Source organism: Noviherbaspirillum phoenicis, from assembly GCF_047237965.1.
Classification (GTDB): Bacteria; Pseudomonadota; Gammaproteobacteria; order Burkholderiales; family Burkholderiaceae_D; genus Noviherbaspirillum_A.
Map to the genome: position 1 here is coordinate 13,590 of NZ_JBDFLX010000005.1, position 13,958 is coordinate 27,547.

The 13,958-nt window shown below is 65.5% G+C and carries 1 protein-coding gene; it reads right to left on the reverse strand.

The genetic code is table 11. The features are described from left to right. Nucleotides 1–31: 31 nt before the first annotated feature. A complete protein-coding gene (locus ABC383_RS25735) occupies nt 32–13,480 on the reverse strand; it encodes an N-acetylmuramidase domain-containing protein (RefSeq protein WP_413018539.1) in 13,449 nt (4,482 codons plus the stop codon). Between the last annotated feature and the right edge of the window lie 478 nt (nt 13,481–13,958).

Below are 13,958 nucleotides of genomic sequence, written 5' to 3' on the forward strand. Positions count from 1 at the left end.
GAAAATCCACGACAAGAAAGCAACCAATATTCTAATTACTAAAACTTTTATATGCGGTATCAAGTTTTGTGTCATAAGCATTTATTCGATAATTTGGGCCGTTGTATATGCGCGCAAATCTTTCCCATTTCTGAGCGCGAAGGGCATCTAGCAGGCGCGTATCATTCTTAATAAAAGTAGCAAAAATATCCAGCTGACGCGCTGCCCCTTCCTTTGATGCGGATACAAAATCTTCCACGTTTGAAAAGCCTGCCTGCCCATAATTTTCACCCATGATTTGGAAACGGCCCCATGAGGCAGACATGAGTGCAGCGGAGCGATTCAGCCCGATTGCTGCATTTAAACGCTCATACTGATGGATCCCGGTTCGTCCGTAGCCACCCGGAGATTCGTTTGAAAGTCCGGGATAATTTTTGTCATAAATGCCACCTGTATTCGCACTAAAGCGATGTCTTTCGAACAGTACAACGGGCATGTCTTCCTTCACAAATGCGAGCCCTTTACTCTCAACTTCAGCCACAGCCTTAATCGATGCAACATCAACTCCCAGGTCTTTTGCGGTGGCGACATAATGCTCCTCTGGAATCATGTTGTAAGCGGCATATTTATTCTGAACAGCCTCCAACCTGTCATTTACTTGGGACATTGTCAGGCTATCCCATTTGCTCATGCCATTTTTTAATGAAGAATTATTGACCCCGAAATAGGATGACAGCAAAGTTTTGGCGGTGCTAAGCTCAGCAACTGATATGTTGTCTTTAATGCTCATTTTCCACGAGACGTCATCAAGGAACTGCCGCATTCCATCCTTGGTACTCAAATCATAATCAGGATAGAGATTCAGTGAAGAAGGAGTGGGCGAAAATGGCGAAGTACGGTTTCTGCCATTCATCCACTCAGTTCCTTCCTCATTGGCTGTGGGGACAATTCCTTCTTCTGGATACCCAAATTGCATTGCAATTTTTCGTGAAATTGGAATGCTTTCACTATCTGACCGCATAAGTCCATTGGCCTTGGCACGTGTCAATGCTTCTTGCTGCTGCGTCGTGAGACCAGATTCGTCATTGCTGGCAGGATTAGATAGTGGTTGAGTCGGGTCGACAGTCATAAAACCATATCCAAGAAAATCGTTGTTAAAGTGATATGTGCCGCTGCCCAGTTGACCAAACTGTGATGTCGAGGATTGAAGTTGTGTGTTCGCACCGGTCATAGGTGACAGCAAATCATTCACTTCAATGTCAATGTTGTATGTGCCACTCCCAAGTTGTCCTGTCAGTACCGCTTGTGCTGGGCGCATGTTGTCCAAGATGGACTGACCCAACGCATTGCCAAACGCATCCACCGCCACCTGCTGCACCGTCACCCGTCCACCCCGCGCAAGCACCGCCGTGGCCCCCGCTGCCAGGTCGGTCAGCGTGGATTTGGCCAGCTTTTCAGCGAAGCCGGCGTTTTGGTAGGCCAGGGTCTGCATGCCCAGTGCTTCTCCCATCAGGTAACCGGCGCCGGCACCGAGCCCCGCTGCAGCGACGTTGCGCCAACTGAATTGCGCCTGCAGCCTGGTCGCAACGCCGATGCCTTGTGTCACCGCATTGGCAATCACTGCGCGTGTTACGGTCGGTGCCAGCGTGGTGCCGCTCAGCCAGCCGCTTGCTGTGGCACCGACGCCGGAAGTCACGCCGGCGCTGACTGCGGACAGGGCCACGCTGTTCCAGCTGAAACGGTCCTGAATGCCCACCGCGATTGCCACGCCCTGGCTGACGATGGAGCCGACCGCGGCGCCAATGGCCGCCGCCGCAATACCGATGCCGGCGCCCAGCGCCGCGCCGACCGCGCCGGCTGCCGTGGCGGCGCCAACCAGTGTGCCGCCGGTCATGGCGGCAGCGCCCAGGCTCATTACCCCGGTGGCACCGGTCGCTGTGCTGACGGCGCCCATGGCGGCTGCAGCGACGCCGGCCGAGGCGACTGCCACCACCACTGCAATGACGATCACCAGGATTTGCAGGAAGCCGCAGCCCCCCTTGTCTGGCGGCGGCAGGTTGGGCGTGGTGTCGCCAATCAGCACGCTGGCGTCGTACGGGCGCATGCTGTCGGCGCGGTCGTAGGTCGTGTTGGCCAGCGGTGGCAGGCTGAGCTGCTGGTTGGCTTGCAGCGCATCGCGGCCGGTGAGGCCGTTGGCGTCGGCGATGCGGTACCAGTAGGCGCTGTCGCCGTAGACCTGGCGAGCAATGGTTTGCAGGGTGTCGCCGGGCTGGACGCGGTAGGTGGTAAGTATCGTGCCGGGGTGTGTAGGATTGATCGGCTGGTACGTGAAGTTCAGGTCGGACACGGTGGCGAACTGCGGGTCGCCGTCGTCGTTCTTCGGGTCGGCCGGGTCGACCATGTCGCCGTAGCGGCCCAGCACTTCGCCGCGGGCGATGAGCTGATGGGCGGCGTGGCTGCCCTGGCGCAGGAAGAGCGCCTGACCGAGGGCGTCATTGACGTAGATGCGGTTGTTCTCGCGCTTGGTGCGGTCGGTGATCCCGGTCAGGTCGCCGTTGACGTCGTACTGGCGCTGGTTGCTGCCGGACTTGAAGACATCGCTGCTGCCATTGGTGGCGATGATGACGTCGGTTTCAAACTGGGCGTAGCGGTGGGTGAAGGTGTTGATGTAGCCGTTGTCGCCATGCTTGATCATGTGGTAGCGCAGGATGTTGCCGAGGGCGTCATAGCCGTTGGTGTAGTCGAGGCTGTAGTCGGGCTCGCCATCCAGGCCGCGGGCGTGCTGGTAGGTCAGGCGGCCGTTGGCGTCGTAGCGGTTGAGGACGGTGTTGACGGTGACCTCGTCGGTGTCGGGCACGCCGGCGTTGAGGGCATCGACAATGTCCTTGTCCAGGTTGCCGGCGCCCTGCATGACGACGCGGCCGGCGGCGTCGTAGTGGCGGACTTCGACGGCGGCGCCGTCACGGCGGGTGGCGATGAGGCGGTGCTGGGCGTCGTAGGCGTAGGTGGCGGTGGTGTAGCCCTCGCCGGCGCGTTGGACGCGGACCAGGTTGGCCAACAGGCCGGTGAAACTGCCGTCGAGGCTGGTGCCGGCGGGATCGACCGTCCTGCCCCACCAGGTCTCGCTGATGCGGTTGCCCGCCAGGTCGTAGATGATGCGCCGGCCTTGCTGGCCAAGGTCGCCGTCGGCGTTAATGGCGTTGACCACTACTTGCCGGTTCATGCTGTCGTAGCGGTACCAGCCGTCGTCCTGACGGTCGACGTTGCCGGCGTCAATGGTGGTCTGGATGCGCACCCGGTTGCCCATGGCGTCATAGCCGATGCGCACCTCGGCTCGGCCGACGCTGCTGTCGGTGACCTGTACCAGCCGGCCCAGGCTGTCGTAGCGCAGGGCATTGTCCTGATAGAGCACACCTTCCTGCTCGGTGCGTTCGGCGATGCGGCGGCCGGCGGCGTCGTAGCGGTAGCTGATGTGCTTGTCGGTGGCGATGTCGTCGACCGCCAGCAGCAGGCCCGACGGGTCGTAGCGGTATTGCAGGTGCTGGCCGCGGCTGTTGGCTTGCTCTATTAGCTGGCCGGCATGGTCGTACTGGTAAGCATAGAGCGCGCTGCCGATGTCGCTGTGGGCGAGCAGGCGGCCGAAGTCGTCGTAGCGCCAGATGGCGGTGCGGTCGTTGGCGTCGGTGAGGGCGGTCTGGCGGTTGTGGGCGTCGTAGGCGTACAAGGTGCGCTGGTCCATGGGCTGGATCAGCTCGATGAGGTTGCCGCGCAGGTCGTAGCGGCTGCGGGTGGTTTCGCCATTGCCGTTAATGGTGGCGATGCGGCGTCCGGCTTCGTCGTAGGTGAAGGTGTCGGTGGTGGTTTGCAGGCCGAGGTCTTGCAGCACCGGGCCGGAAGGCCGGCGCACGCTGGAGCCCGATAACGTCACGGTCTTCGGCGGGCCTTCGGTAACGGCTGCCACCTGCACGGCGGCATGCACCGTGGCGATGCGGCGATTGAGGCGGTCGTAGAGATGGCGGGTGAGGTCGCCGTTGGGGTCGATCTGCGCGACCGCGTTGCCGAAGGCATCGTAGTGGTGGGGCACGATGCCGCCATCGGCATGGCGCTCTTCCACCAGCTGGCCGGCGGCGTCGTAGCGCAGGCGGTTGAGGTTGCCGTTGGCATCGATGCTGGCGATCTGGCGGCCCAGCAGGTCGTACTGGAAGCGGGTGACGGGCCGGGTGCTGCCGCCGGTGGCCAGATCCACTTCGGGCTGGACTTGCTCGACGAGTTGGTTGAAGCGGTTGTAGCGGGCAGTCGTGATCCATTGCAGCGAGCGCAGATCATTGACCGCTAACACATTGCCCCAGCGGTCCAGGCTCTGGCGCAGCTCGGGGCGCGTGGTCTGGTCAGTGGTGATGGTGGCGCGCGGGCCGGACGCGGGGATGGTGTAGCCGGGCTGGTAGTCGTCGGGGATGGCTTCGGTATAGGTCGACTGGTTGATAGTGGCGGCGAAATCAAGCAGGCCGCTGGAGCGGGCAATCAGGCTGCCGTCGCGATAAAAGCTGAGCTGTACGTCATAAGTGCCCACGGCCAGCTGAGTCAGGCCGGCCTTTTGCACGCCGACCAGCTTGCCATCGGCATTGCTGCCAAGGACTTCGGTTTGCACGGCCAGTTCGGTCCACTCGTCGCCACCGTGCATGCGCACTGCCAGCCCGGCAACCACGCCGGGCACGGGCAGCGCCCATTGCAGCAGCACGGCGGGTTGGCTGCTCAGCGCATTGCCGCTGGCGTCGCGCAGCAGCAGGGTCTGGCCGCTGGGCTGGTAGTCTTTGAGCATCAGGCTGCCAGCCACGGTGCGTGCCGCGCCATCGGCGGCGGTAATGATGAGCTGGTACTCGTAGCGCCCACCGCCGATGCCGCGCCGGTCCACGCCGAAATAGCCGTTGCCGCGGGAGGTGATGGTGCGCTCCGCCCAGGGATCCTGGCTGCCGGCCAGGCGATAGCGGAATTGCTGCTGGCTGCCGGCGGGGATGCCTTGCCAGACGATCCAGGCCGCGGCGTCCTCGGTGCTGGCACGTCCGCCGAGGCTGCTGGCTTGCAGCGTGATACCGCCGATGCCTGGCAGGCCATCGGCGTCAACCTGGCGGGCTGGCGTGCCCGGGTCGATCTGCACGGTGCCGGTGGCGCGTTGCGGCTGACCGCTGGCATCGTGTCGGATCAGTTCATAGCGGTAGCTGCCGGGGGCGAGGTCGCTGATGCTGGCGGTGGATTCGCCCTGGCCGGCGTCGGCGATGGTGACGTCCAGCCAGGCAGCGCTACCGGCGGCCTGCAGGCGCAGGGTTTGGGCGGCGTCGCTCAGGCGGGCCCAGCGCAGCCCGTCCTGGCCATCGGTTTGCAGGACATCGATGCTCTGCTCGGGTTGCAGGCGGCCGATCACGCGGCCCAACGCATCGTAGCGGGTGTCGGTGCGACGGACGTTAATGGCTTGCAGGGCGTCGAGCGGCGATTGGGCCGACAGCGGCGTGTAGCCGTTGCTGCTGATGTCGGCGGTGGCATTGCCCTGCAGGTCGTAGAGCGCGATGTGCGCCAGGCCGCCTTGCTCGTTGGTGCGCCAGACGCGGCCAGCCGCGTCGCGGTTGTGATAGGTTTCCCAGCGACCGTCGGTGCCCTGGGCGATGACTTCGCCAAAGGCGTTCCAGGCGGTGGCGCGGTCGATGGTGCCACCGTCATTGTTCAGCGCTTCCAGCGCATGGATTTGCCGGCCCAGCGCATCGTAACGCCAGGCTTGCCACAGGGTGCGCGTGCTCTGGCCATCGGTGACACTCTGCCAGCGCTTGGCGAGCTGGCCGCGGGCATCGAAGGACTGGTAGCGGGAAACGCCCTCGGCATCCTGGGTGTGCAGCAGGTGGCCGTGGCTGTCGTAGCGGTTCAGGGTGACCTGGTCGGCACTGGAGTTGCTGGCTGCGGCATAGCCAGTGGCGTCGGCGCGGCTGGCGCCCAGCGCATGGATGGTCTGGCGCAGCACATTGCCGTGGGCATCGCGCTCGAAGCGGGTCAGGGGGATCAGCATTGCGCCATCGGGGCCGGGACGCGCCGGTGCGGCGACGGCGGCGATGCGTCCCAGTGCATCGTAATAGGTATAGGTGCTTGCACCGAGGGCATCGGTGGTACGGGTAGGATTGCCCAGCGCGTCATAACCGTAGGCGGTGGTGGCGTCGCCACGCTGGCTGATGCCGGTGTCGGCGTCAGTGAACAGGATGTTGGCCTGGGTCTGGCTGATGAGGCGGTTGGCCTGGTCGTAGCGGTAGAGGGTGAGACGGTCGTCGGAGCCGGGTTGGATGGCGGGCGACGACGAGGACGATGATGCCGCCATGCCACCCTGCGGCTCGGCCCACTCGGTGCGCGACAGCAGGTTGCCCCACGCATCCCAGGTCTGGGTGGTGAGATAGCCGGCGGCATCGAGGCTGGCGATGTCGCGGCCGGCGCGGTCGTACCAGGTGGCGCTGGTAAGCCAGGCATTGGTCAGCGGATTCTTCAATTGCCGGCTCTGGATGCGCTCGCCAAAGGCGTTGTAGCGCTGCGTGGTGATGAGGCCGGCATGGAAGGCTTGCTGGCCGTCGGGTGCGCTGCTGTCGTAGGCATCGATGGCGGTCTGCTCGCTACGCAGCAGGCGGCCGGCGCGGTCATAGTCTTGTTGCAGGCCGCGGTCGCCGTCGCTGGCTTGCAGCGCGGCGCGCACCTGGGCGCTGGCGATGCTGCTTGCCTGTGGCGGCAGCGTGATGGCGAACTGGTAGCGGGACAGGCGGGTGATGTCGCCGAAGGCGTTGTATTGACGGCCAGTGACCTGGCCCAGCGCATCGATCTCGTAGTCGAGGCGGCCCAGGCGGTCGTAGGTCTTGTAGCTGATGGCGCCAGTGACGTCGCGGCCGGACACGGCATTGCCCAGGGCGTCGTAGCGCGTCTCGCTGTACAGGGTATCCATGCGCTCGGTGCGGGCGGCCAGGCCCATGCGGCCATTGCTGCCGGGGTCGTCAAGCTCGGCGGCGTAGACGCCCACCGGCGGGAAGGTGGTGCGGACCTGGCGGCCGAGCGCATCGTAGTCGTAACGGGTGCTGCGCTCCTCGGAGCGGCCCAGGGCTTCGGTGCGCACGATCAGGTTGCCCAGTGCATCGTAGGCCAGCGCGGTGACGATGGCGGCGCGGTCCGTAGGGAGGGCATCGAGCGCCAGGCCGTTGTCGGTGGGGATGGTGCTGAGCAAATCGACTTCAGGCGTGGTCTCGCGAATCGTGCGGCCGGCCGCATCATGGTCATAGGTCCAGACCGCGCCCAGCGCATTGCGGTAGCTGAGCTGGTTGCCCAGTGCGTCATGAGTCCAGGAGGCGGTCTGGCCCAGCGTATCGGTCTTGCTGGCCAGGCGGCCAGCGGCGTCCCAGATTTGCTGTTCGACATGGTCGGCAGCGGGATCGCGGCGTAGCAGGGCTTGCAGGTCTTCCAGCGCAGCGGGCAGGTCGCTGGTGTTCAAGTCTAGCGGCTGGGCCAGTTGCGCGCGCTGCAGCAGGCGGCCCAGGGCGTCATAACGATTGGAAGTGACATGGCCCAGTGCATCGACGCTGGCCGTCACGCGGCCGGCGGCATCGAAGTACTGGCGGCTGCCGCGGTCTTGCGTTGCATCGGGTGCGAGGCAGCTGGCGATGGCGGCCAGGCGCGCCGCGATAGCAACGGGGCCGTTGGCTTGCTGGGCGCTGCCGGGCGAGGTGCTGGTCTGCGTATCGATCGCCGCCAGCGCTTCTTTATCCAGCGTGTTCGCGTGGGCGGTGCTGGCGATGCGTTGTCCCAGGCTGTCGTAGCGGTACGCAGTGACGGCGCCTTCGGCATCGATGGCAAACAGCAGGCGATTGGCCGCGTCATAGGCCTGGCGGTTGATGCGGTCGGCCGTGGCATCGGGCTGGACGGCCTGGCGCAGCGCGTCGGCCGACCAGGGTGGCATTGTGGTCGAGGGCGGCGTGACTGGCTGCGCATGGTGGATCGTGCGCAGCACATTGCCGTTGGCGTCGCGCTGCCAGCCGGTGACGCCGCCCAACGCATCGACTTCCCACAGCAGGCGGTTGGCCGCGTCGTAGGCGCGGTCGGTGATGCGGTCAGCGGCGCTGGCGGCAACGGTGACTGGGTTCTGGCCGACTGCGAGCGCGGTGGCGTGGGCAATGCTGCGCAGCAGGTTGCCGTTGGCGTCATAGGCATAGCAGGTTACGGCGCCGACGCCGTCGACATGGAGCGTGACGCGATTGGCGGCGTCGTAGCGGTACTGGTCGGCGCGGTCGGCGGTGCTCTTGCTCGCGCCGGCGATTTGGCTAGCATCGCTGCCCAGCAAGGCAAGCGCGAGGTCGGGATCAACCGGTGTGGCATAAGCGGTGCGCGACAGCAGGTTGCCATCAGCGTCGTAGCGCTGCAGCGTCAGCGCGCCGACGCCGTCGATGCTGGCGATGGCCCGGTTAGCGGCGTCGTATAGCGTGCGCAGGCGCAGGTCATGCGCATCGTCGGGCTGCACGGTGGGTACGGTGCCGGGGCGCCAGTTGGCCAGGTTGATCGGTCTGGCATAGGAACGGCGCTCGACGACGTTGCCGTTGCCGTCGTAGCGGTAGGTCACCACTGCGCCGGTGCCATCGACGGTAGCGGACAGGCGGCCGTCGCGGTCGTAGACGCGCTGGCTGGTTTTGTCGTTGGCGTTGGCAGAAAGGCGTGCCGTGATGCTGGCCAAGGGTGCGGCCAGCGGCAGTCCGTCGAGAGGGATGGCTTGTGCATAGGCCACCGTGCTGGCGATGCGGCCGTTGGCGTCATAAGCGGTGAGAACCACGCCGCCTTTGGCATCGACGCTGGCCACTTGCCGGTTCTCGCCGTCGTAGGCATAGCGGCTGATTTGGCCATTGGCATCGGTCCTAGTCACCAAGTTGCCATTGGCGTTATAGGCGTAGCGGGTGGTCAGGGCGAGGCCGTCCGGGTCGACCGTCTCGCTGATGCGGCGGCCGAGATTGTCGTAGGCATAGCGAGTGGTGACGCCGTTTTGGTCGGTCACGCTGAGCTGCTGGCCGCGGCTGTTCCAGCGGTAGCGGATGGTGAGCGCCAGGCCGTTGGGGTCGAGTACCTGTTCACGCAGCTGGCCAAGCGCGTCGTAGTGGTAGGTGGTGGCGATGCCATTGGCATCGGTGCTGCGCACCATGCGGCCCAGCGCGTCATGGACATAGGTTGTGGCCAGCGCCAGGCCGCCCGGATCGACGATGCGCGACAGCATGCGGTTGGCGGCGTCATACGCCAGCACGGTGCGGGTGCCATTGCCATCGACGGTTTCGATCAGGCGGTCGCCGGCGTCGAAGCGTTGCGTGGTGACTGCCAGTGCTGTGGCAGTTGAGACCAGGTTGCCATTGCGGTCGTAGGTAGAGGTGGTGACATTGCCGTTGCCGTCCACCACGCGCTGTGTCTGACCATGGCGGTTCATCACCGTTGTGACGGTGATGCCTTCAGGCGTGGTCACTGTGCTGGAACGGGCGGCATGGTCGTAGGCGATGCGGGTGGTGTTGCCCAGCGCATCGGTGCGGCTGATGGTGCGCGAGAAGGCGTCGTAGCCGGTGGCGAACACGGCGCTGGTGGCATCCACCGTTTGCACCATGCGGCCGAGACGGTCGTAGCGCTGCTCGCGCAGGTTGCCGTTGGCATCGGTGCGGCGAATGGCGCGGCCGAAGGCGTCGTACTCGGTGCGCGTGGCAGCGCGCAGGCCAGTGGCGTCGCGCAGGGTGGAGGTCAGCAGGCCGCGACGGTCGTAGCGGCTTTGCTCGACGATGTCGCCGTTCTCGGTGCCGATGGTGGTCTTGCCGATCAGCTGGCCAAAGGTGCTGTAGCGGCTGGCGATGCGCTGGCCCAGGGCATTGGTGATCTCCAGCAGGCGGCCGGCGCGGTCGTAGCGGTAGATGGTGTTGCTGTCGGCGCCGGGCGTGGCCAGGGATGCCATCATCGTTGGGATGCCGGTGTTGCGCGGCGCATCGAGCAGGCCGCCCTGCAGGCTGGCAAGCTGCGTACTGGTAAGTCGTGTTGCATAACGGGTCAGCATCAGTTCGCGGCCGAGGGCGTCGTACTGGTGGGCCTGCACCTCGCCTGCGGCATTGACGGCGTAGCGCAGCTGGCCGTCGGCATCGTAATAGAACACGTCGCGGTTGCCGTTGGCATCGGTGCGGGTCAGCAGGCGGCCGGCGGCGTCGTATTGATAGCGCATCGCATGCTGCTGCCAGATCGCCTCGGTCTGTTCCGGGCTCGGGTTGGCCAGCGCCGCCAGCGCGGCATTGCCTTCGCCGGAGAGTTCGGCCAGCAGCCGGCCCTGCAGGTCGTAGCGGCGGGTCTGCACCCGCGCTTCGTCGCTGCCGGCGGCCAGCGTGGTCTGCACCAGGCGGCCCATGCTGTCGTACTGGTAGCGGGTGACGGTGCCGCTGTAGTCAGTGCTGGCGATGACGCGGTCGAGCAGGTCGTAACGCCAGGTCTGGATGCCATCGGCGCTGCCGGGTTCAGGACGCCAGCTTGCGGCGATGCCGCCGGCAACCAGCATGGCGCGCTGGGTATCCGTGAGCGCGCGGGCATGGCGAGTGCTGCCGGTGCGGTTGCCATTGCCGTCGTAGCGGTGGCTGGTGAGATAGCCTTCGCCATCGATCTCGGCGGTGAGCTGGCCGCAGGCATTGTAGATGCGCTGGGTGAGGATGTCGGCGGCGCTGGCGGCGGGGCGCAGCTGCGACAGGGTGCCGTTGGAGCGCAGTGCGGGATCGGTGGCGGTGGCGTAGCGGATCTGCGCGACCTGCTGGCCGGCGGCATCGTAGCGCCATTCCTGCAAATAGCCCTCGGCATCGAGCGTGGCGCGCAGCAAGCCATCGTTGTCGTACAGCCGGCGGGTGACGCGGTCGTCGGTGGAGGCGGCGGGCTGCAGCTGGGCCAGCGTCGTTTGCGCGGTCAGGGTGGATACGTCGATTGCATTGGCATACGCGGTGGTGCGGACCACGCGGCTGGCGCCGTCGTATTCGGTGCGGGTCAGCAGGCCTTCGGCGTCGATCTCGGCGGCAAGACGGTTGGCGGCGTCGTAGAGGCGCCAGCTGCGGCTGTCGTCGGGATGCGCGGGCGGGCGCAGGCGGGCCAGCGCATCCGGCGGCAGCACGGCCTGCAAGTCGCCCACTACCGGCGTGGCATGGCGGGTAGTCTGCAGCAGCTGGTTGTTATGGCCGTACACATATTCAATCAAACTGCGGTTGCCATCGATCTCGGCCACCAGCCGGCTAGCCTCGTCGTACAGCATCCAGCGTTCCACGCCGGTTGGGTCCGTGCTGTGGCGCAGGCGGCCGTCGGCATCGTAGTCGTAGGTGGTCACGGCTAGCGGCTGGCCGCTGACATCGGTTTGCATCAGGCTGGTCAGGCGGCCGGCGGCATCAAAGGCGCTGACGGTGGAGAGGCCATTGGCCGACCGCAGCGTGGTGCGGCGGCTGGCGTCGTCGTAGCCGGTGGCGGTGAAGTTGCCTTTGGCGTCCTGCATGGCCAGCAGGCGGTTCAGGCCATCGTAGGCATAGCTGGTGACGCCGCCGTTGGGCGAGACGGTCTGCAGCAGGCGGCCGAAGGCGTCGTAGACATACTGCGTGATGTCGGCGGCGGCGCCTGGCTTCCCATTGCCATTGCCGTTAGCGTTGCCAATGCCGTTGCCTACGGCGCCATCGATGGCGTTGCCCACCCCGTTGCCCACCCCATTGCCCTTGCCATTCGCATTGCCATTGCCGGTGCCGTTGCCCACGCTGTTGCCATTGCCTATCGTGCTGGCATACAGGTTGGGATTGGCGCCGCCGGCGGTGGCCACGTTCAGGCTGCCATCGTCCGGCACCACCGGGTAGCGCAGCTGCTGCTGCAGCTGGCCCCGGAAGTCGTAGCGATAGTCGGTGCGCACCACCTGGCTGGAATCCTGCGCCGCGGCCCAGGCTGCCAGCATGGCTTCGGTCGGCGCCGCGCCCGTGTAGCCGCCGGCCGAGACCGGCGCGCCCAGGCCCAGCGGCGTGGGCGGCAGGGCTTGCGGATAGGCGACCTGCCAGGCGCTGCTGTCGCGATACGCCGCCGCATAGCGCAGCGCGACGATGCGCTGGCCGGTGGCGTTGTAGCGGTACTCGGTGACCCGGCCTTCCGGGCTGACGATGAAGCGCACATGGTTGCGTTTTCCCGCGTCGTAGATCGTGTGGGTGGTCTGCGGCAGGCTGGCCCGGGCCGGCCCGGCGCTGTCCGGGTCGGGCGCGACGTACAGGGTTTCAGTGATCAGCTGGTTCTGGGCGTCGAAGCTGCGCGCTATCACATTGCCGGCGGCGTCGCGCTGCAGGACCTGGTTGCCGTTGGCGTCGTATTCCATCGCGCTGACATGGCCTTCGGCGTCGGTGACCTGGAGTACGTCGCCGCGGGCGTTGTAGAGAAAGCTTTGCACCTGCGCGCCGCCGGCAATCGTCGGGCCGGTGATGCGCAGCAGCTGGCCCTGGGCGTCGTAGTCATAGCGGCTGGCCAGGCCCAGCGCATCGGTGACCGTGGTGCGGCGGTTGGTGGTGTCATAGGCAAAGCGCATGGTCTCGCCGAGCGCGTTGGTGACGCTGGCTACCCGGATGTCATTGCCGCTGCCGACATAGGCAATGGCCAGGCTGCTGCCGTCGCTCTCGCGGATCGAGGTGATGCGCTCGCTCGGGCCGTCGTAGCCATAGCGGGTGGTATAGACGCGGCCATCGGCGATGCTGCCGTCCTCGGGCGTGAGGTCGACCGTGACGGTGTCGAGACGCCCGAAGCTGTCATGGCCATAGCGCACCCGCACCGTCTGGGCGGTGCCATTGGCATCGATGGTGACGCTGCGCACCTGGGCCAGCAGGCGGTTGCGGTAATCGTAATAGACGGTTTCGCCGCTGCTGTTGGCCACCGACTGCACCTGGCCCTCCTTGTTGTAGAGGAAGGCCAGCGCATTGCCGTCGGTGTCCTGGCGGCGCACCAGCTGCCACTGGTCCTGGTAGCGGGCGTAGTACTCGGTGGTGCCGGTGTCGCCATCGGTCCAGACCAGCTGGTTGTCGCGGTAGCGCAGGGTGTCGTAGGCGCCGGCGCCGCTGGTGCTCAGATACAGGCGGCGGGTGGCGTCGTAGGCATAGCGGTCCTCGCTGCCGTCGGCATCCTTTCTGACGATGCTGCTGTTGCGCTGGCCGATGGCGCCGAAGGTGGCAAGGCGCGGCGGCTGCAAGCCGGGCAGGCGGAAGTCGCCGGCGAGGTGTTCCTGGCTGTTGTAGGTGCGCTGGCTGGCGCTCCACAGGCCGGAGCCGGCGAGGGCGTCGTCCTGGTTCTGGAGGATGAGGTTGCCGTTGGCGACATTGACGGTGACGCGGTCGGTGCCGCGGCCCAGGGTGGCAGTGCCGGCGACGCCGCGGGCGCCGAGGGTGGCTAAGGACGTGAGATTGAGGCCAAGACTGTTGCCGGCGACGAGAGCGACCATGGTGGATTCCTGTCAATGAAAAACGGAACACGACGAGGTCGGGCCGGTAAGGCAGGCATCGTCGGGCGGCGTTCGGGCCAGGAAGTGGGCAGGCAGGGGCGCTGCACCAGGTGAGGAATGGCCACCGGCGGCAGCTTGGGCTGCACGCGCCGGGAACATACGGAGTTATTCCGGCGATGCGGCCGAGACTTTAGCGGCGGCGTGCAAATAGCGGGCGGTAAGGGAACAGCGGTGGGAAAAGGCAGGATTAAGGCTGGGGTCGGAAGGCAGGGCTACAGAGGGGAAATGGGTGGGAAATATGGAGCGTGGAATACGTTCTGTTGACGAACGCTATTTTGCGGACATGGAAATTGGTTTGTCAGGCGCTGGCTTGACCTCAGGCAGAGGCACGACTTCCAGGTAATGCGACGTCGGAGACAACATCGCTGTGGCTGGTGGGCCAGCCGGCGATAAAGCGGTATATCCAGCGTGGAAGGAC